This is a genomic window from Georgenia sp. Z1491 (assembly GCF_057652395.1).
Genome location: NZ_CM172729.1, coordinates 3,321,833 through 3,340,570 on the forward strand (window position 1 = coordinate 3,321,833; position 18,738 = coordinate 3,340,570).

General features: G+C 73.0%; 22 protein-coding genes, 1 tRNA gene and 1 pseudogene. 10 read left to right on the forward strand and 14 right to left on the reverse strand.

Going from position 1 to position 18,738, the window contains the following annotated elements; all coding sequences use genetic code 11:
- The first annotated feature begins 198 nt into the window (after positions 1-198).
- Positions 199-271, forward strand: a tRNA-Lys gene (locus tag AC24HA_RS15260).
- A gap of 69 nt (positions 272-340) precedes the next feature.
- Here the strand turns inward: AC24HA_RS15260 and AC24HA_RS15265 are convergent.
- Both AC24HA_RS15265 and AC24HA_RS15270 read right to left on the reverse strand, forming a co-directional pair.
- Positions 341-802, reverse strand: a complete 462-nt coding sequence (locus AC24HA_RS15265) for a VOC family protein (protein ID WP_425707745.1) — start codon at positions 800-802, stop codon at positions 341-343.
- Positions 799-1,401, reverse strand: a complete 603-nt coding sequence (locus AC24HA_RS15270; RefSeq protein WP_425707744.1) for a DinB family protein — start codon at positions 1,399-1,401, stop codon at positions 799-801. The genes AC24HA_RS15265 and AC24HA_RS15270 overlap by 4 nt, the downstream gene beginning before the upstream one ends.
- A gap of 62 nt (positions 1,402-1,463) precedes the next feature.
- Between AC24HA_RS15270 and AC24HA_RS15275 the strand changes: the two genes are divergently transcribed.
- On the forward strand, positions 1,464-2,468 hold the full coding sequence (locus AC24HA_RS15275; RefSeq protein WP_425707743.1) for a helix-turn-helix transcriptional regulator: 1,005 nt from the start codon (positions 1,464-1,466) through the stop codon (positions 2,466-2,468).
- A gap of 8 nt (positions 2,469-2,476) precedes the next feature.
- Here the strand turns inward: AC24HA_RS15275 and AC24HA_RS15280 are convergent, their stop codons facing one another.
- The 3 genes from AC24HA_RS15280 to AC24HA_RS15290 form a co-directional block, all read right to left on the reverse strand.
- On the reverse strand, positions 2,477-2,953 hold the full coding sequence (locus AC24HA_RS15280; protein WP_425707742.1) for a nucleoside deaminase: 477 nt from the start codon (positions 2,951-2,953) through the stop codon (positions 2,477-2,479).
- Positions 2,950-4,053, reverse strand: a complete 1,104-nt coding sequence (locus AC24HA_RS15285) for an NAD(P)H-dependent flavin oxidoreductase (protein WP_425707741.1) — start codon at positions 4,051-4,053, stop codon at positions 2,950-2,952. Before AC24HA_RS15285 ends, AC24HA_RS15280 begins: the two co-directional genes overlap by 4 nt.
- 80 nt (positions 4,054-4,133) lie before the next feature.
- Positions 4,134-4,598 (reverse strand): hypothetical protein, encoded by a 465-nt coding sequence (locus AC24HA_RS15290; RefSeq protein WP_425707740.1) that lies wholly within the window; start codon positions 4,596-4,598, stop codon positions 4,134-4,136.
- Positions 4,599-4,812: 214 nt separating this feature from the next.
- Here AC24HA_RS15290 and AC24HA_RS15295 point away from each other — a divergent pair, with 214 nt between their 5' ends.
- Entirely contained in the window at positions 4,813-5,541 is a 729-nt protein-coding gene (locus AC24HA_RS15295; protein WP_425707739.1) for a GAF and ANTAR domain-containing protein, read from the forward strand.
- Positions 5,542-5,545: 4 nt separating this feature from the next.
- On the opposite strand, the gene AC24HA_RS15300 is transcribed toward AC24HA_RS15295, so the two are convergent.
- The 3 genes and pseudogenes from AC24HA_RS15300 to AC24HA_RS15310 all read right to left on the reverse strand — a co-directional run.
- Positions 5,546-7,198 (reverse strand): NAD-dependent epimerase/dehydratase family protein, encoded by a 1,653-nt coding sequence (locus AC24HA_RS15300; protein WP_425707738.1) that lies wholly within the window; start codon positions 7,196-7,198, stop codon positions 5,546-5,548.
- 30 nt (positions 7,199-7,228) lie between these two features.
- Positions 7,229-7,513: a hypothetical protein gene (locus tag AC24HA_RS15305; RefSeq protein WP_425707737.1), complete on the reverse strand. Its 285-nt coding sequence runs from the start codon at positions 7,511-7,513 to the stop codon at positions 7,229-7,231.
- Positions 7,510-7,662: pseudogene (locus tag AC24HA_RS15310) on the reverse strand (SDR family oxidoreductase); the annotation flags it as partial. The pseudogene AC24HA_RS15310 and the gene AC24HA_RS15305, both read right to left, overlap by 4 nt.
- A 320-nt stretch (positions 7,663-7,982) precedes the next feature.
- Between AC24HA_RS15310 and AC24HA_RS15315 the strand changes: the two are divergent.
- From AC24HA_RS15315 to ligD, 5 genes are all read left to right on the forward strand, one after another.
- Complete coding sequence (locus AC24HA_RS15315) at positions 7,983-8,711, forward strand: sigma-70 family RNA polymerase sigma factor (protein WP_425707736.1); 729 nt, start codon at positions 7,983-7,985, stop codon at positions 8,709-8,711.
- Positions 8,712-8,746: 35 nt separating this feature from the next.
- Positions 8,747-9,034 carry a WhiB family transcriptional regulator gene (locus AC24HA_RS15320; protein WP_425707735.1) on the forward strand — a complete coding sequence of 96 codons (288 nt, stop codon included), beginning with the start codon at positions 8,747-8,749 and terminating at the stop codon, positions 9,032-9,034.
- 142 nt (positions 9,035-9,176) lie between these two features.
- Positions 9,177-10,370 carry a zinc-dependent alcohol dehydrogenase gene (locus AC24HA_RS15325; RefSeq protein ID WP_425707734.1) on the forward strand — a complete coding sequence of 398 codons (1,194 nt, stop codon included), beginning with the start codon at positions 9,177-9,179 and terminating at the stop codon, positions 10,368-10,370.
- A gap of 160 nt (positions 10,371-10,530) precedes the next feature.
- Positions 10,531-10,767 (forward strand): hypothetical protein, encoded by a 237-nt coding sequence (locus AC24HA_RS15330; protein WP_425707733.1) that lies wholly within the window; start codon positions 10,531-10,533, stop codon positions 10,765-10,767.
- A 24-nt stretch (positions 10,768-10,791) separates the two neighbouring features.
- Complete coding sequence (gene ligD, locus AC24HA_RS15335) at positions 10,792-12,072, forward strand: non-homologous end-joining DNA ligase (protein ID WP_425707732.1); 1,281 nt, start codon at positions 10,792-10,794, stop codon at positions 12,070-12,072.
- A 177-nt stretch (positions 12,073-12,249) separates the two neighbouring features.
- Here the strand turns inward: ligD and AC24HA_RS15340 are convergent, their stop codons facing one another.
- The 3 genes from AC24HA_RS15340 to AC24HA_RS15350 all read right to left on the reverse strand — a co-directional run bounded on the left by AC24HA_RS15340 (position 12,250) and on the right by AC24HA_RS15350 (position 14,601).
- A complete protein-coding gene (locus AC24HA_RS15340; protein ID WP_425707731.1) occupies positions 12,250-12,510 on the reverse strand; it encodes a GlsB/YeaQ/YmgE family stress response membrane protein in 261 nt (86 codons plus the stop codon).
- Positions 12,511-12,751: 241 nt separating this feature from the next.
- The gene (locus AC24HA_RS15345) at positions 12,752-13,603 is read right to left on the reverse strand and encodes an ABC transporter permease (protein WP_425707730.1); all 852 of its coding nucleotides are present in this window, start codon (positions 13,601-13,603) and stop codon (positions 12,752-12,754) included.
- On the reverse strand, positions 13,600-14,601 hold the full coding sequence (locus AC24HA_RS15350; RefSeq protein WP_425707729.1) for an ATP-binding cassette domain-containing protein: 1,002 nt from the start codon (positions 14,599-14,601) through the stop codon (positions 13,600-13,602). The genes AC24HA_RS15345 and AC24HA_RS15350 overlap by 4 nt, the downstream gene beginning before the upstream one ends.
- A 117-nt stretch (positions 14,602-14,718) precedes the next feature.
- Between AC24HA_RS15350 and AC24HA_RS15355 the strand changes: the two genes are divergently transcribed.
- The gene (locus AC24HA_RS15355) at positions 14,719-15,498 is read left to right on the forward strand and encodes a TetR/AcrR family transcriptional regulator (protein WP_425707728.1); all 780 of its coding nucleotides are present in this window, start codon (positions 14,719-14,721) and stop codon (positions 15,496-15,498) included.
- On the opposite strand, the gene AC24HA_RS15360 is transcribed toward AC24HA_RS15355, so the two are convergent.
- The 3 genes from AC24HA_RS15360 to AC24HA_RS15370 are packed head-to-tail and all read right to left on the reverse strand — an operon-like array spanning position 15,458 to position 17,864.
- On the reverse strand, positions 15,458-16,069 hold the full coding sequence (locus AC24HA_RS15360; protein ID WP_425707727.1) for a hypothetical protein: 612 nt from the start codon (positions 16,067-16,069) through the stop codon (positions 15,458-15,460). The two genes, AC24HA_RS15355 and AC24HA_RS15360, sit on opposite strands and share 41 nt — an antisense overlap.
- On the reverse strand, positions 16,066-16,926 hold the full coding sequence (locus AC24HA_RS15365; protein WP_425707726.1) for an ABC transporter permease: 861 nt from the start codon (positions 16,924-16,926) through the stop codon (positions 16,066-16,068). Before AC24HA_RS15365 ends, AC24HA_RS15360 begins: the two co-directional genes overlap by 4 nt.
- Positions 16,923-17,864: an ABC transporter ATP-binding protein gene (locus AC24HA_RS15370; protein ID WP_425707725.1), complete on the reverse strand. Its 942-nt coding sequence runs from the start codon at positions 17,862-17,864 to the stop codon at positions 16,923-16,925. The genes AC24HA_RS15365 and AC24HA_RS15370 overlap by 4 nt, the downstream gene beginning before the upstream one ends.
- 89 nt (positions 17,865-17,953) lie before the next feature.
- On the opposite strand from AC24HA_RS15370, the gene AC24HA_RS15375 reads away from it, so the two are divergent.
- Positions 17,954-18,715 (forward strand): TetR/AcrR family transcriptional regulator, encoded by a 762-nt coding sequence (locus AC24HA_RS15375; protein ID WP_425707724.1) that lies wholly within the window; start codon positions 17,954-17,956, stop codon positions 18,713-18,715.
- Positions 18,716-18,738 lie beyond the last annotated feature (23 nt).

Genomic DNA, 18,738 nt, shown 5'->3' on the forward strand with positions numbered 1-18,738 from the left:
CCTTTCGATCGGTGGGTCGGAGGTGGGTCGGTGGGAGCAGGAGTCGGTGCGTCCTCCTGGGCGGCGTGTGCGGCCCGGGTAGCTGTGGGCGGGTGTCGCGTGGGAGCTGTCCGGATCGTCGTCGTCGGGATTCACGCGTGGGACCCCGCCCGACGTAACCTGACCGCTCGCGGGAGCCGTGGCGACGCCGGGCTCCGCGGGCCTCTAGCTCAATCGGTAGAGCAACGGACTTTTAATCCGTGGGTTGTGGGTTCGAGCCCCACGGGGCCTACTTCCACCACCTCCACGCGCGGGCGCGCGAGCAGGCCGCCAGGTCGACGAGCAGGACCGGGCACGCGCCTCAGTCCAGGCAGAACTCGTTGCCCTCGGGGTCGGCCATGACGATGAAGCCGATGCTCAGAGGTGCCTCGGGCTCGTGCCGCCGGAGCCTGGTCCCGCCGAGTCCGACGAGCCGCTCGCACTCGACCTCGAGGGCCGCCATCCGTTCGTCGTCGCGCAGGTCGGAGGCGGTGCGGACGTCGAGGTGCACGCGGTTCTTGGCCACCTTCTCCTCGGGCACCTGCTGGAAGTAGATACGCGGACCGGCTCCGTCGGGGTCCTCCAGCGCCGATGCGCTGTTGCGCTGGTCCTCGGGAACCCCGGACGCCTCGAGGAACTGATCCCACGCGGCGAGCGGGTCCGCGCCCTCCGGGAGGTCGACGCCCGGCGGGGCGGGGTGGACGTAACCGAGGACGTCGCGCCAGAAGGTCGACAGCGCCCGCGGGTCGCGGGCGTCGAAGGTGATCTGGATCTTCGCGCTCATGACGGCTCCGTCCGGTCGGCGTGGGCGTGCAGGTACAGGTCGCGCAGCAGGGCGACCTCGGCCAGGTGGTGGATGAGCTCGCGGTTGATGTGCAGGACGAGCCGCCCCATCGGGTCCTGCGCGAACGGGCCTTCCGCCTCGCCGCACGGGCGAGCGAGGCCGTCCTCCCCCAGGCTCGCCACGCCGTCGGTCCATCGTGCGTACTCCTCGTCGAGCTGGGCCAGCGCCGCAGCGGCGGTCGGCGCGTACTCGAAGGACTGGTAGTCGGTGGCCGCGCGGCCGAAGTGGGCGGCGTTGCGCATCGCCAGCACGCCGACGATGACGTGGCCGAGGCGCCAGGCGATCGTCGTCATCGGCGCGGGCTCGGGTGGCGGGAACGCGAAGTCGATGGTCATCTCACCTCCGCCGGCCTGGACCGGCGCGGAGCCGGTCCCGCGCGGGCGCACGTTCCAGGCGCCGGGGGTCGGTTCCCAGAAGTACTCGTCGTCGGTGAGCCCGGCGAGGCGTTCGCGGATCTGGTGCTGCCAGTGCCAGTCGGTCTGGTCGCGCAGTGCTCCGTTCCAGGAGGTGTCGGACAGGGTCATCGTCGGCTCGCTCATGGACACACCGTGGCAGGTGACGCGGACAGGATCGTTCCGCGATCGGTGGGAGAGTTCTCGGTATGCGCACCGAGGGGACGACCGAGCGGGTCCTGCGGCTGCTCGGCCTGCTGCAGCACCGCTCGTCTTGGACCGCGGACGAGCTCGCCACCGAGCTCGACGTGACCCCGCGGTCGGTCCGCCGCGACGTCGAGCGGCTGCGGACGCTGGGGTATCCCGTCGAGGCGAGCCCCGGCGTCGGGGGTGGCTACCGGCTGGGGGCCGGGACGCGACTCCCGCCGCTCCTGCTCGACGCCGAGGAGGCGACCGCGACCGCCCTGTCGCTGCGGCTGGCGGCCGGCGGCACGGTCACCGGGGTCGGTGACGCGGCGCTGCGGGCACTGACGAAGCTCGACCAGGTGCTCCCGCCGCGACTGCGTGCGGAGGTCCACGCGCTGTACGACGCGACGGGCACCGTCGTCGGGCCGCAGGCCTCGATCGACGCCGATGTGCTCGTGCGGCTCGCGCGCGCCTGCCACGACTCCGTGCGAGTGCGGTTCCGGTACACGGCGCGCGACGGCGACGAGCGGGAGCGGACCGTCGAACCCGTGCGGATGGTGACGCTCGGCCCGCGCTGGTACCTCATGGCGTACGACGTCGACCGCGCCGACTGGCGGACGTTCCGCCTCGACCGGATGAGCGCGCTCGAGGTGACGACGTGGCGGGTCGCGCCGCGCGAGCACCCGGACCCCGTGGAGTACGTCCAGCGGTCGGTGACCGTGTCGCCGTACCGGTACCTCGCGCGCGTCCGGCTCCGGGCGCCGGCCGACGAGGTGCGGGCCCTGGTGCCGGCCGCCGCAGGCCGGGTCGAGGAGGACACCGACGGGTGGTGCGTCCTGGTCGCCGGCGCGGAGGACCTCGACTGGCTGGCGATCCGGGTGGCGCTGCTCGGTCTCGAGGCGGAGGTGGTCGAGCCGCCCGAGCTGCGGGAGACGGCCGCGCGGCTGGCGGGCGTGCTGGCGGGGATGGCCGGGCGCGGCGACGCACAGGAGCCCGGTACGTCGACGGGAGCCGACGACGAGGCGTGACGCGCGACCTACCTCCCGGCGCGCGCGGCGTGCAGGGCGCGGACCCGCTCGGCGAGCTCGTCGTCGGGGCCGTCGACGTCGGCGCCCGGCACCACCGCCCTGATCGGCAGGCCCGCGACCGGGGAGTCCGGCAGGCCGAGCTCGGCGGCCCAGCGCGTCAGCTGCTCCCCCGACGACGCGTAGACGATCCGCCCGAGTCCCGCCCAGCCGTGCGCGGCCGAGCACATCGCGCAGTGCTCCCCGGAGGTGTAGACGACGCACCGTGCCCGGACGGCCGGCTCGAGGCTCCGGGCCGCCCACTGCGCGATCGCCAGCTCGGGATGCCGCGTGCCGTCGCCGCCGGAGACCTGGTTGTGGTCCTCGAGCAGGACGTCGCCGTCGGGAGAGACGAGGACGGAGCCGAACGGCTCGTCGCCGGCGGCGAGCGCCCGCTCGGCCAGCTCCACGGCACGGACGAGGAACCTGCGGTCGGTATCGGTGATCATCGCTGCATCCTGCCCGACGACGCCGCACCCCCGCCCCGGGCCGCCGTCTCGGCCGCGGCCCACAGGTCCGCGACGATCCGCTGCGCGGGCCCGCTGGGCGCCTCCCGCCAGCCCTGTCCGGTCCACAGCGGGATGAACCGGGTGTCCCCGGCCGCTCCCCCGGCCTGCCTGATCGGCCAGGTCACGTGGTTGAGCGCGGGGTACGCGGGCGGCGCGACGGCGTCGTAGCGGCGCACCAGCTCGTTGACGAGCGAGCGCGCGGGACGGCCGGTGAAGGCGCGCGTCACGGCGGTGGTGGTGAGCGCCGGGTCGCGCAGGGCGGCGCGGTGGCCGGGCGAGGTGCCGGCCTCGTCGGCGTCGAGCAGCGCGGTGCCCACCTGTGCGGCGTCGGCGACCTCGAGCGCCCGCGCCACGTCCTGCCCCGTGGTCAGCCCGCCCGCCGCGATGAGCGGCAGCTCGACGGCGCGGCGCACGGCGCGCAGCAGCTCGCCCAGCGGCACGTCACCCGGGGTGTCGGCGACGGCGAACGTCGAGCGGTGCCCGCCCGCCTCCGGGCCCTGGACGACGAGCACGTCCGCGCCCGCCTCCACCGCGGTCACGGCGTCGTCGGTCGAGGTGACCGTCGCCCACACGGCGGTGCCGACGTCGCGGAACCGGCGAAAAGTCCCTGGAGCGGGCAGGCCGAACGTGAACGAGACGACAGGGACGGGGTCGGCCAGGAGCGCGGCGACCTTGGCGTCGAAGCCGGAGTCGTCCTGCCGGGGCGTGCCGAGCTCATCGATGCCGAGCTCGGCGGCGAGCGGTGCGAGCTCGTCGCGGTAGGCGCGGGCGGCATCGAGGTCGGCGGGCAGAGCGTCGGGGACGAAGAGGTTGACGCCGAACCGGCGTGCCCCGAGCTCGCGGACCCGGCGGACCTGCTCGAGCAGCGCGTCAGCGCTGCCATAACCGGAGGCGAGGAAGCCGGCGCCGCCGGCACGCTCGACGGCGTGGACGAGCTCCGGAGTCGACGGCCCACCCGCCATGGGCGCGCCGATGATCGGGACGGCGAGGTCGGCGAGGGAGGGGCGGTCGGAACCGGCACGGCCGGCAGGGGCGGGCACGCTTCGACCCTAGCGACCGCACCGACAGGCGGACCGGCACCACGATCCGCCCACGCGGCCGTGGTCCGGGGACGGGCTGCTCACCTGCCGAGCTGCTCTGTCAGATCGACGATCCGCGCACCCGGGCCCGCGCGTGCGAGCTCCTCGACCACCGTGAGCGCCAGGGCCCCGGGATCCTGCGTCGCGGAGGTACCCTCCGGGGCGCCGCCGACCGCCGGCCCGGGGGCCCAGACGAGGGTGATGTCGTTGCGCTCGCCGCAGCGTCGGCACACCCCCTCCCAGTCCTCGAGAGCTGCGCCCGACGCCGTGGTGCCGAGCGCGGCGATCCGCGCCCCCGACCCGCCCGACTCGGCGAGACCGAGCACCGCGCTGGCTCCCGGGGCCGTGTCCAGCAGCGCGATCGCCGATCGCACCGACCTCAGCCAGCCGACGTCGACCGAGAGCAGGTGCGGCCGGGCACCGCGGTCCACCAGGACGTCCGCAAGCGTGAGGTCGGTCGGCCCGCCGTCGCCGAGCACGGCCACGATTGGCTTGAGCACGTTCACGTCGTCCGCCTCCTTGTCATGGATCGAGCCACATCGCCGCCGGCCTTCGGGTGGGGCGTACCCACGGGTGCGGCATCCATGCATCCGGCGAGCCACACCGGTGAGGTTCGCCGATAGGATCGGGGGGCGTGAGCGACGAGGGTGCGGGCACCCGCGTCGAACTGTGCCGCCGACCGCCGCAGGCGCGACCGGCGTGGCCGATGGAGGTGCGGCGATGGACGAGGACCCCGCGGGCGACGACTTCTTCTCCCGCATGGCGCTGGACCTGCACTCCGGGTCCGGTGGCGGCAGCGAGCAGGCTGTCGAACACGTGGCGGAGTACGCGCGTGCTGCCGTGGTCTGCGACGGTGCCGGGATCATGCGGTCCCACGCCCGCGGCCTGCTCGCGACCGCCGCGGCCACGTCGCCGAGCGTGGCCGAGGCCCATCACCTCCAGCTGGTGCACGGCGAGGGGCCCTGCATCGACGCCGTCACCGACGTGGGCAGCGGCACGTACGTGTCGGGCGACGTCCGGGCCGACGCGCGATACCCCGCCTGGGGGCCGGCGGTGGCGGACCTCGGGTTCACGAGCGTGCTCAGCGTGGCGCTGCGGACGCACGAGCGCGGGTACGGCTCGCTCAACCTCTACGCGGCCGGGCGGGACGCGTTCACGCGGGCCGACCTCGAGGTGGCCCACGTCTTCGCCCGGCACGCCTCGGTCGCCATCGCCTCGGCGCACGAGCAGGAGGGTCTGCAGACGGCCGTCGACGCCCGCAAGCTCGTCGGCCAGGCGCAGGGCATCCTCATGGAGCGGTTCGACCTCGATGCGGACCAGGCGTTCGCGTTCCTCAGGCGGCACTCGCAGGACCACAACATCAAGCTCCACGCCGTCGCCGAGTGGGTGGTCGCCAACCGGCGCACGCACCGCACGCCCCCGAGCGACGTCGGTACCGGCGCGGGTTGAGCGGTCATCCGCGAGGAGCACCGCGCGACCGCTGCGTCCCGCCCCGCTGCCTCGCCGACACGAACGCCTCGTCGGTGACCACGTGGTGGAGCCGCCCGAGGAGCTCGATCTGCTCCCGCGCACGCCCGGCGAGCACCTCGAACATCGGCTCGGGCAGTCCGAGCTCGCCCGCGAGCCGGGCGAGCACCTCCCAGACCCCGAGCTTGCCAACGACGGCGCTGCGCATGAGCTCGGTCTCCAGCACCGGCGTCATGGGCGAGTCCGTGAGACGACCGTTGAGCTTGAGCCGGCCGATCCGCTCTGCCACGGTCGCCGTCACCTGGCGGTGCGCACGCGGTCGGAGGTCGAGCGTGCGCAGGAGATCGGTGAGGAGCAGGCGCTCGGACTCGATCTGCTCCGCCAGGGTCGCCAGCTCGGGCCCCAGGTCGGTCCCGGCGTAGGCGTCCGCCATGCGGCGCGCCCGTCCGGTGCCCGCGGTCGCGCCGGTGAGGTAGAGGCCGAGCAGCTCCCGGTCGAGGGTGGACGGCACCCGGTGGGCGGTGGGCTCCTCGTCGGCACCCTGCGCGTGGAACCGCAGCGCGCTCCCGGGCGGGACGGCGTCGGTCGGCCAGCGGCGCGCGGGTCGCACGGGCGGGCTCGGTGCCCCGACGCCGTCGGCCATGCCGCCGAGCAGTCCCCGCAGGGCCTCCGCCGCGTCGTGCCGGGGCCGCCAGCCGAGCTCGGTGCACAGGCGTGACGGGTCCATGACCGGCACGGCCATGCCCATGTCGAGCCACCCGGCGTCGGCCGCCGATGCGCGGACCTCCCACGCGAGGGAGAGCACTCGTCGCAGCAGGCCGCGCGGCACGGTGAGGACCCGACCGTGGTCGAGGACGCCCGCGAGGTCCGCGCCGGTGAGCACCGGCTCCGCGGCGATGTTGAAGGCGCCCGAGGCCCGGTCGAGGACGACCCGCACGTAGGCGTCGGCGGCGTCCTCCGGGTGGACCACCTGCAGGCGCAGGCCGGCGGGTAGCGGCACGAGCGGGAGCCGCCCGGGCCGGAGCATGCCGGGCGGGACGAACGGTCCGAGGAAGTAGCGCCGGATCTCGGAGGCCGGCTCGCCGCCGAGGAGCAGCGCCGGTCGCAGCCGGGCGATCGTCAGGTCCGGGTGCCGACGTGCGTACTCGTCGAGCACGCGCTCCTGGGCGGCCTTGTCGACCGAGTAGTGCGAGGTCCGGATGCCCTCGGTCGGCCAGGACTCGTCGCGCGGCTCGTCGTCGTCGACCGGGGAGTAGGCCCCCACCGAGGAGGCGACGACGAGGTGCGGCACGCCCGCCCGGACGACCGCCTCCGCGACTCGCGCGGTGCCGCCGACGTTGGCGCGCCGCAGGAGGTCGCGCTCCCGGTTGGGCTGGATGAGCCAGGCGAGGTGCACGACGGCGTCCGCTCCGCGCAGCGCCCGCGCGAGCCGGTCGATCACGGCGTCCTCGTGCGCGGGCTCGCGGGCCGGCACCGCAAGGTCGAGGCGGTGCCAGGTGGCCGACGCGTACGGCTGGGCCGACGTGTCCGGCAGGCGCCGCGACACCCCGACGATCTCGTCCACCCGCGGGGACGCGGCCAGCGCACGCAGGACCGCGGTGCCGGCGTTCCCGGACGCGCCGACGACGGCGACCCTCACGAGGCTCCGTCCCGCTCGTCGTTCCTCCGGTCAGACATGGCCTGCCACCTCTCGAGTCGTGTCTCGTCGTGCCGGGTCGTGCGCCCCGATGCCGTCGCTGGTCCGCGGCGTCCGGGTCAGCCGCCTGGGATCTCGGTGGAGGTAGGTGGAGACGATGCCGCACCCTGCGCCCGCCGGCACGGTCCGGGCGCGAAATTCAATCTCGCGCGTGGAGTCGCACAGGACGGCGGCCAGGGTGGTCGGCCAGGGCCTGAGGGACTCCAGCACCGCGGCGCGCGCCGTGTCCCGGGCGCTCGGCGTGACGAGCGCCGTCACGGGCCGATCATCCCTCCGGTGACGCCCAGCGTCTCGCCGACGACGTAGCTCGACTCGGAGGACGCCAGGAGGACGAAGGCCGGGGCCACCTCGGTCGGCTGGCCGGCGCGCCCCAGCGGCGTGCTCCTTCCGAACTCGGGCAGCTGGTCGGTAATGCGGCGGGTGTCGGCCCTCATGCGGTGCTCCCCCGGGGTCGTGGTGCTGTCGTGGCCCGTACGGGCGCACCGGGCAGGTACCCGACGCGCACGAGCCGAAACCCGCGGACCGCCCGGCGGCCGGCCCGCCGTCCACGCGGCGGTCCAGGCGCCGGTGCCGGCACCGGCGACAGGCCCGGCCGATTGACAGGAGTCCCGCCCTGGGATTGGGTGAAGATCTGGTGACGCAGCCGCCAGGACGCGCACGTTCATCTCGGAGGACTTCCGTGAACGTACGACCGACGACTGCGCACGACGCAGTCGATGACGACACAGTGACCGAGCATCTCGGGCTCGCCCGGGCGCTCGCCCGCCGCTTCCGCGGACGGGGCTCCGAGGTCGAGGACCTCGAGCAGGTGGCCTACCTGGGACTGGTCAAGGCCGCCAGGGGCCACGACCCGACCCGGGGCGCCCTGGCGCCGTACGCCACCGCCACCATCCTCGGCGAGCTCAAGCGCCACTTCCGGGACGGCGGATGGATGGTGCGGCCGCCTCGGGCGGTGCAGGAGCTGCAGCTCGAGATCCGGCGCCTCGCCGACGAGCACGTGCAGCGGGACGGCAGCCCGCCGTCCGACGCCGACGTCGCCCACGAGCTGGGCCGGGACCTGGCGGACATCCGCGAGGCGCGGGCCGCCGTCGGCTGCTACACGCCGGAGTCGATCGATGCCCGCGTGGGGCCGGACGAACGACCGCTGGCCGAGAGGCTTCCCGCGGACGACGACGGCACGTTCGAGCGGATCGACGACCTGGCGAGCCTGCGGCCGCTGCGCCGTCTCCTGCGCGGGGCCGACCGCGCCCTCCTGCACATGCGGTTCGTCGAGGACCGCACCCAGCAGGACATCGCCGACGAGCTCGGTATCAGCCAGATGCAGGTCTCGCGCCGCCTCGGCCGGGTGATCGCCACGCTGCAGCTCGCTGCAGGCACGCCCGGCGGGACGTCCCGCCGGAGCCCGGCGCCGCCGACGAGCGCCACCACCGCCACGCCCAGCACGCACGCCGCCTGAACGCGGCTGACGTGCCCGATGCTGAGGAGCTACCGATGTCTGAGCTGTCCCGTCTTCCCCGCCCGCTGCTCGAGGAATGGAGCTGGCAGTTCGAGGGTGCGTGCCGCGCGTACGACCCGGACGACTTCTTCCACCCCGAAGGCGAACGAGGCGGCGTCCGCCAGCGCCGCGACGCGGCTGCCAAGGCCGTGTGCCGGACCTGTCCCGTGCTGGAGGCGTGCCGCGAGCACGCCCTCACCGTCCGCGAGCCCTACGGCGTCTGGGGCGGCATGAGCGCGGACGATCGTGCGGCCGCGTACCAAGCGGAGCGCAGGGCCGGTTGACCCGCGGCCGGGGGCCGGCACCTGCACGGCGTCACGCAGGTTCGCTCGCGGCGGGCCGCCGGCCCGTGCATGCTCCGCCCGTCTCCGGGTACACGACCGCCAGTGCCGTCGACGGCGGTGCACCGACGAGGAGGAGGCCCGCATGCGCGCACTGACCTGGCAGGGACCCGAGAACGTCCGCGTCGACGATGTCCCCGACCCGAAGATCCTCGAGCCGACCGACGCGATCATCGAGGTGACGTCGACCGCCGTGTGCGGCTCCGACCTCCACCTCTACAGCGTCCTGGGAGCCTTCATCGACCCCGGGGACGTTCTCGGTCACGAGACGATGGGAGTCGTGCGTGAGGTCGGTGCCGACGTCACCGACGTCTCGGTGGGCGACCGGGTGGTCGTCCCGTTCCCCATCGCCTGCGGCGTCTGCCGGATGTGCTCCCGCGGGCTGCACAGCCAGTGCGAGACGACCCAGGTGCGCGAGTACGGGTCCGGGGCGGCGCTGTTCGGCTACACGAAGCTCTACGGGCAGGTGCCCGGCGGCCAGGCGCAGTACCTGCGGGTGCCCCACGCGCAGGCCGGCCTCATCACGGTGCCGGACGACGACGAGCCGGACGAGCGGTACCTCTACCTGTCCGACGTCCTGCCCACCGCGTGGCAGGGCGTCCGCTACGCCGACGTCGAGCCCGGCTCCTCTGTGGCCGTGCTCGGCCTGGGGCCGGTCGGCCAGATGGCGGCCCGCGTCGCCCGGTTCTTGGGCGCCGGGCAGGTCATCGGGGTCGACCGGGTGCCCGAGCGCCTCGCGATGGCGGCGCGCCACGACGTACAGGTCCTCGACTCGCGGGAGGCGGACGACGTGCCGGAGCGGATCCGCGACCTCACCGACGGACGCGGGCCGGACGCGGTGATCGACGCCGTGGGGATGGAGGCGCACGGCTCCCCTCTCGCCGGGGCGGCCCACCGGGTGATGGCGAAGCTGCCGGACGACGTGGCCGGTCCGATGATGACGCACGCCGGCATCGACCGGCTCGCGGCGCTCCGTACCGCGATCAGCTCGGTGCGCCGCGGCGGGACGGTGTCGATCTCCGGCGTGTACGGCGGCGCGAAGGATCCGCTCCCCCTGCTGGAGATGTTCGACAAGCACCTCACGCTGCGCATGGGGCAGGCGAACGTCCACCGCTGGGTCGAGGACCTGCTGCCTCTCGTCATGGATCGCGAGGATCCGCTCGGCGCCCTCGACCTGCGCACGCACCGGCTGGACCTCGAGGAGGCGCCGGCCGCCTACGAGATGTTCCAGAAGAAGGAGGACGGCTGCATCAAGGTCGTCCTCGACCCCCGCACCTGACGAGGGCACGGTGCGCCCCCCGCCGACGGGCCGTCGCGCGACCCGACGGCGCGCCGGCGTCGGCCCCCCGGGATCCATCCCACAGGTTTACCGTTCGAACGGGTGGGTACGGGCACCGTAGGCACGACCTCCGGCAGGACACGACGGGAGAGGGACGGACATGGCCATCTGCTCGATGTGCGGGAACAGCTACGACAAGAGCTTCCGGATCACCACCCACGACGGGCGGTCCGCGGACTTCGACTCGTTCGAGTGCGCCATCCATGCGGTGGCGCCGACCTGCGCCCACTGCGGGTGCCGGATCATCGGCCACGGCGTCGACGTCGACGGCACCTCGTACTGCTGCAGCCACTGCGCCCGCCAGGTCACCGCCGCCGACCTCACCGACAGCGCCTGATCCCGGACGCCCAGCACGCGCACCATGGCTCGCTCGAAGGACCGCGAGGCCGTCCGGATCGACGGACGGGAGGTCCGCCTGTCGCACCCCGACAAGGTGATGTACCCCGAGACGGGGACGACGAAGCGTGACCTCGTGGACTACGTGGTCGCCATGGCGGAGCTGATCGGTCGGCACGCCGGCGGTCGGCCCGCCACACGGAAGCGGTGGCCCGACGGGGTCGGGACGACGGCGGAACCCGGTCAGTCGTTCTTCGCCAAGGACCTCGAGGGGCACGCGCCGGACTGGGTCGCCAGGCGCGACCAGCAGCACGCCGACCACGTCAACACCTACCCCCTCGCCGACGACGCCGCGACGCTCGCGTGGTTCGTCCAGATGGGCACGCTCGAGATCCACGTGCCCCAGTGGCGGTTCGGCCCCGGCGAGAAGGAGGAGCTCGCTCCCGACCGCCTCGTGCTCGACCTGGACCCCGGCGAGGGCGCGGGTCTGGCCGAGTGTGTCGAGGTCGCCCGCCTGCTCCGCCCCGAGCTTGAGGAGAGGGGCCTGACCTCGGTCCCGGTCACCAGCGGGAGCAAGGGACTGCACCTGTATGCGGGGCTCGACGGCCACGTCACGGGCGACGACGTCGCCGAGACCATGGAGGACCTGGCCCAGGCCCTGGAGGGCGAACGTCCCGAGCTCGTGGTCTCGACGATCCGTCGGGACGTACGCCGCGGGCGGGTGCTCATCGACTGGAGCCAGAACCGTGCCGCGCGCACGACCGTCGCGCCCTACTCCCCGCGCGGCCGGGGACTGCCGACCGTGGCGGTGCCACGCGTGTGGTACGAGCTCGACGATCCGGACCTGCGCCAGCTGACGATCGACGAGGTGCTCGCGCGGATGCGCGGGACGCAGGATCCGCTGGCGGCCATCGCCCCGCTCCCGGACGGAGCGGGCAGCGTCGGCGGGGCACGGCTCCCGGTGCGCGCGGCCGGGGCGAGCGCACGGTCCACGCGCAGGACGCCTGACGAGTCATCGAGAAGAGGAGACGGCACCATGCCCCAGAAGGACACCCCGCCGAGCATCAAGAACCCCGAGATGTACGAGGAGCTCCGCGACGACGGGGCGTCGAAGGAGAAGGCCGCCCGCATCTCCAACGCCGCGGCCAACGAGGGCAGGAAGAGGGTCGGGGCGCGCGGCGGCGAGGCCGGCAGCTACGACGACTGGACCGTCGACGAGCTGAAGGACCGCGCCAAGGAGCTCGGCATCACCGGCTACTCGGACAAGAAGAAGGACGAGCTCGTCGACATGCTCCGGAACCACTGAGTCCGCCGGGGCGCTCCGGCGCGGTCGACGACCCGGAGAGTCTGGAGGGGCCGGACAGACCGGAGGGGCCGGCCACCTGCAGTTCGGTGGCCGGCCCCTCCGGGCCGTGCTGGTCGGGCGGCTGAGCGCCCGAGCGTGTCGGGCACCTGACGGCACCCGGTGCGTTCGCCCCGTGGGTCAGCGCGCTGCGCGGGCCCCGCGGCCACGGACCGCGATGAAGATCGTGATGAGAATGATCGCGAGCACGATGCCCACGATCCAGGTGACGATCGTCGAACCGCCGAAGAGCTGGTCCGCGACCCAACCACCACCGAGGGCGCCGAGCGCCCCGAGGATGATGGTCCACAGGATGCCCAGGTTCTGGTCACCCTTCATGAACAAGCGCGCGAGAGCACCGATGATGGCGCCGACGACGACGAGCGAGATGAAAGACCACATGCTGTGCCTCCTTGTCCGGGACCGTCGGTGGGCGAGGCCCCTGCTGTGACAGCGGTCCAACTCTTGCACCGATGGTGCACAACTGCACGCGCTGACCCACGCGTCGAAGATCACTGTTCTGTCACGGTTGACCCTCTCGGGATCGCCGGGAGAACCCGGGTCGAGCGGTCTGCGGACCCGCAGCCGTCGGCCGCCTCACGCACGAGGGAACGATCGGACCGCTGCCCGACCGGTGAGCGTCTCAGCGCCGCAGGTGTCGGTACGTCGAGACGGCCATCGGCATAAAGATCGCGATGAGCAGCACAGGCCAGACGACGGCCAGGACCGACGCATGCTCGGCGAACCAGGTACCGCCGCTGTCCGAAGGAGCGCCGAGCAGTCCGCGCGCGGTCGTCGCCGTGGCCGAGATGGGGTTGGCGTCGGCGATGGTCGCCAACCACCCGGGCATGGTCGACGTGGCGATGAACACGCTGGAGAAGAACAGCACCGGCCAGACGAGCATGTTGATCGGGGCGAGGGACTCGGGGGTGGCAGCCCTCAGGCCCACGAAGATGCCGGCCCAGAGCATGGCGATCCGCAGCAGGAGCAGGAGACCGAGGGCCGCGAGCGCCTCCATGAGGGTGGTCTCGGGTCGCCATCCGAAGGCCACGCCGGCTCCGACGACGACGACGAGCGAGACCAGGGAGTCCAGCAGGTCCGCGAGGCAACGCCCCCCGACGACGGCGATACCGCTCATCGGCAGGGACCGGAAGCGGTCGGTGATGCCGCGCGAGGAGTCCTGGCAGACCGCGGTCATGGTGCCTTCGAGCCCGAGGAACACGGTCATCGCCAGCACACCGGGCATCACGAAGTCGATGTAGCTGCCGCCCAGGGCGTCGCCGAGCGCGCCTCCCATGAGCCCGAGGAAGAGCGACATGAGGAGGACCGGCCAGAGCCAGTTGAATATTCTCGCGCCGATCATGTGGCGCCAGTGCTGGAGATCGCGACGCGTGATGGTCCAGGTGTCGGCGAGCGCCCGGGCCACGGGCGTGGTCGGACCGTCCGGAGCGGTGGTCAGCCTGCTCGCGCTCGGGTGATCGGTGGTCGTGCTCACGGGGTGGCCTCCTCGGTGACGGCGGTGCCGGCCTGGTTCATGGGAACGAGCGCGGTATGGCCGGTGATCTGCAGGAAGACCTCGTCCAGGCTCGGGGTGCGCAGGGAGAGGTCGGACACGGACAGGCTCGCGTCGCGCAGGGCGGCGGTCGCGCCGATCAACGAGGCGGTGCGGTCGGCCAGCGGCACCCGGACCCGGCCGTGGTCGACCGTGATGTCGCCGCTGGACCATGGGGCCAGCTCCGCGCGGAGTCGCAGCAGGTCGCCGTCGTGCGTGGGGGTGATCTCGAGCCAGTCGTCACCGACCTTGGCCTTGAGCTCGGCCGGGCGGCCTTCCGCCGCCACCCGTCCTCGTCCGAGCATCGAGATGCGGTCGGCGAGCTGGTCGGCCTCCTCGAGGTACTGGGTCGTCAGCAGGACGGTGGTGCCGCCCCTCACCAGCTCCCGGATCGCCTCCCAGACGTCCTGGCGGACCCCGGGGTCGAGGCCCGTCGTCGGCTCGTCGACGAAGAGGATGTCCGGGGCGGTGATGAGGCCGGCGGCCAGGTCGACGCGCCTCCGCATGCCACCGGAGTAGCTCTTCACCTGCCGATCCGCTGCGTCGGCGAGCCCGAACCGGTCCAGCAGCTCTCCCGCGCGGCGGGCCGCGGACGTGGGCCGGTACCGGTTGAGCCGGGCGAACATCACCAGGTTCTGACGGCCGGTCAGCGCTTCGTCGACCGCCGCGATCTGTCCGACGAGTCCGATCCTGGCGCGCACGCGGCCGGCGTCCCGGACGGCGTCGTGCCCGGCGACCACCACCCGGCCGGCATCCGGCGCGAGGAGAGTGGTCATGATCCGCACCGCCGTCGTCTTCCCCGCCCCGTTCGGCCCGAGCAGTCCGTGGACGCTCGCGCGCGCGACCTCGAGGTCCAGGCCGTCGAGGACCGCGGGGCCCCGTGCTCCGCCGAAGGCCTTGCGGACGTCCGTCAAGGCGATCGCCATGTCTGTGCGCACCATCGTCCTCCCTTTTCTGACGCCGTACTGTACGGCGTACGAATTGAGCGTACGCTAGCCTTGCCCGATGCGCACATGGCGTGCGGTCGATCGCACGCCTCCGTCCGGATCAGGAGGATCGTGGCCACTGGCAGGTCGGCGCCCGAGGTCGTCCGCAGCCTCTACCTGCTGTGGGGGCACCACCCGGAGCAGGGCAGGTCCGGGCTCTCGGTGGGGCGCATCGTGCGGGCGGGCGTGCAGCTGGCCGACGCCCAGGGCCTGGCGGCCACCTCCATGAGGAAGGTCGCCGAGGAGCTCGGGGTGAGCACCATGGCGCTGTACCACCACGTCCCCGGCAAGGAGGACCTCACCGCACTCATGACCGACGACGTCTACGGCGAGCTGTACGGCGACGTCGACCACGCACGGCCTGCCGATGACTGGCGCACGGGCCTGCGCGAGGTGGCGGAGCGCAACTGGCAGCTCCTCGAACGCCACCCGTGGTTGCTCGACGTGCACGAGGCCAGGAGCCTGCTCGGACCGAACGCCTCCCGGAAGTACGAGGCGGAGCTGGGGGTCCTCGACGGGATCGGGCTGTCCGACCTGGACATGGAGTCGAGCCTCACCGCGCTCCTCAACATCGTCGAGGGCGCCGCGCGTCACCTCCGCGCCGACCACGCCGCACGCAGCAGCTCGGGTCTGACCGATGCCGAGTGGTGGGCCGTCGTGGCACCGGCGCTCGACCATCTCATGGCCGACGAGGACTACCCCGTCTCGGGGCGGGTCGGCACCAGCGTCGGCACTGCCGCCGACGCCGCGCGCGACCCGCGACGCACGTTCCGCCTCGGGGTCTCGCTCGTCGTCGACGGCGTCGCCGAGCTCATCCGCGCGTCCGGCTCGGACCCGGACGCCCCGGGCTGACGCCGACCCGCGGCTCGGCCAGCCGGCGGTCGGACCAGAGCGCGGCCGCGGCGTGCCCCATGAGCAGCTTGGGGTAGTAGGTCCACGCGAACCAGGGGACGAGCCGAGACCGGCCGATCGCCTGGTCGAGCGCGAGTCCTCCGGCGGTCAGCGCCACGCCGAGGGTGCGGCGTCGTCGGGGGAACCTGCGGATCGCGAGGGTGGCACCCATGAGGTAGCCGTGGTGCAGCGCGGCCCACAGCGGCCCGGGGACGGGCCCCGATCGCCCGCGGTCCAACCACGCCACGAGCGCGGGATGCACGTGCCAGGCCGCGAACGTCAGGTGCTCACGGTCGCCCTGTCCGGGCCGGGCGTACCAGCGAGAACAGGCGAGGGTGTTGTTGACGTAGGCCCCGCCGACGAGATCGGCCGCCAGGACGGCCGACGCCGCGGTGGCGGCTCGGCCGCCACCCCGACCCCGGGCCACCGCGGCTGCCATCAGGGCGCCGCCCGCCGTCGTCGTCGCCGTCAGCGCGTGGTCGAGCCGTGTGGCCTCGGGACCGACGAACCTGCCCCACGCCTCGCGGATCATCGGGCCACCTTACGAGGGAAGAGCACGGCGGCCATCCAGACGGCGAGCGCCACGAACCCGGCGCACCACAGGACGCCGATCCACCACTCGTTCCCGGGGTTCTGGCCGTTGAGCAGGGCTCGGGAGGCGTCGATGATGGGCGTCATCGGCTGGTGCTGAGCGAAGCCCTGCAGCCAGCTCGGCATCGACTCCACCGGCGCGAAGCCCGAGGAGACGTACGGCAGGAACAACAGCATGAACCCGTACCCGCTGGCGGACTCGGCCGAGCCTGCGACCATGCCGAGCACCGCGAAGACCACGGTGATGACGAGGATCCACAGGGCGACCAGGCCGACGGAGCCGAGCAGCTGGAGGAACGACGCGTCGGTACGGAAGCCGACCGCGAGCGCCACGGCGAAGACCACCGCGGTGGCCAGGAGGTTGCGCACCATGGAGGACACCGCGTGCCCCAGCAGCACGGTGACGGACGGGAAGGGCATGGTGCGCAGGCGGTTCATGAATCCGGTCGTCATGTCGTTGCTGACGACCACCGCCGTGTAGGACGCCCCGAACCCGGCGGCCGTGACGACGATCGCCGGCAGCACGTACGAGAGGTAGGCGTCGCTGGAGGTGGTGCCGTCACCGCTCACGTCCATCGCGCCACCCATCACGTAGGTGAAGATCAGCATGAGCATGATCGGCAGGATGACGGCCATGAGGAGCGACTCGGCGTCGCGGAAGGAGTGCTTGAGGCTCCGCACGGAGAAGACCTTGAGCGCGGTGAGGAACCCGGCGCCGGACATCGGCGTGACGGTCCGGCCTGCAAGGGCCTCCGGGGATGCGTGCGCGGTAGCGGGCAGGGTGCCGGTCGTGGTCACGAGGTGACCTCCTTCGTGGTGGTCGCGGGGGTCGCGGCGGTCGAGGGGGACGCGGTGGTCGAGGGCGTCGCGATCCCGGTGAGCTCGAGGAAGACCTCGTCCATGGTCGGGGTGCGCACGGTGATGCCGACGTCGGGTCGGCGGCGGGCGACCTCGGCGACCTCCCGCGCGACGTCGGCGGCGGAGCCCGCGGTGGGCAGGGTCTCCACGATGTGGCCGGCGTCGTCGTGCAGCTGGATGGTCGATCCACCGACGCGTTCCTTGAGCTGGGAGGGGGTGCCGTCGGCGACGATCCCGCCGTCGTTGAGCACCATGATGCGGTCGGCGAGCACGTCGGCCTCCTCCAGGTACTGGGTGGTCAGCACGATGGAGGTTCCGGCGTCGGCCAGGGAGTTGATCTCGTCCCAGAGCGCCTGCCGGCTACGGGTGTCGAGGCCCGTGGTGGGCTCGTCGAGGAAGATCAGCTGCGGCCCGGCGATGAGGCTCACCGCGATGTCGAGCTTGCGCCGCATCCCGCCGGAGTAGGTCGAGGTGCGCCGGCCGCTCGCCCCGGTCAGGTCGAAGCTCTCCAGCAGCTCGTCGGCGCGACGCCGCGCATCCTTGCGGGAGAGCCCGAAGAGCTCACCCATCATCAGCATGTTCTCCATGCCGGACAGCGAACCGTCGACGGCCGCGTACTGGCCGGTCAGGGAGATCAGCCCCTGGAGCCGCTTCCGGTCACGACGCACGTCCATGCCGAGCACGCGCGCCTCGCCGGAGGTGGCCGGGACCAGGGTGGACAGGATGTTGACCAGGGTGGTCTTCCCCGCCCCGTTGGGCCCCAGCAGCGCGTGGATGCCGGGCGGAAGGCTCAGGTCGAGGTCGCTGAGGACCTGGTGCCTGCCATAGCTCTTCGAGAGACCCGAGATCTCGACGAGCGGCACATCTGTGTATGTCATGCACTGAGTGTGCCATACACAGTCTGTGACGTACACAGATGTCGCGCGGAGCGATCCGCTTCACCTCCGCCGGTGGGAGGATGCTCGGCATGACCGACGCCACCGAGACCGGGCTGCCGCGCGCCGTGGCCATCGCCTGGGGCATGCACGAGGTCCCGCAGCGCGGGCCCAGCCGCGGCCTGAGCCACGAGCGGATCGTCGAGGCCGCCATCGAGATCGCCGATGCGGAGGGACTCGCCGCGGTCACCATGCAGGCGGTCACCCGGTCCCTGGGGTTCACCACGATGTCGCTCTACCGGTACGTCTCGGGCAAGGAGGAGCTGCTGTGGCTGATGCAGGACGCCGCGCTCTCCGTGCCGGAGACGCTCGAGCTTCCGTCCGACTGGCAGGAGGCCCTGCGCGACTGGGCGGACATGGTGCGCCACGCCTATCGGGACCACCCCTGGGTGCTCGAGATCCCGCGCGGGCCGATCTCGGTCCTCATGCCCAACAGCATCCGCGCGGCCGACCACGGCCTGGCGGCGATGAAGGACCTGCCGCTGGAGGCCGACGAGAAGATCGGCCTCATCCTGGTGATCTCCCAGCACGTCGCCTCGGTCGTCGAGCTGGAGCAGAACCTGGCCGCCACGGGGAACGTCGCGGTGACGGCCGAAGGGGCCCGGACCCTCGCCGAGGTCGTCACGCCCGAGCGGTTCCCGCACCTGGAGCCGGTGATGCAGTCGGGCAGCTACGTCATCAGCGAGGTCCCCGTGGTCGAGACCGACGAAGGCGTCGAGTCCGAGTACGACCTGGGCCTGGATCTCATCATCGCCGGACTCGAGCAGCGGGTCCGGTCGGCCGAGGAGGACTGAGCCCCGGAGGACCCGGTGCACGA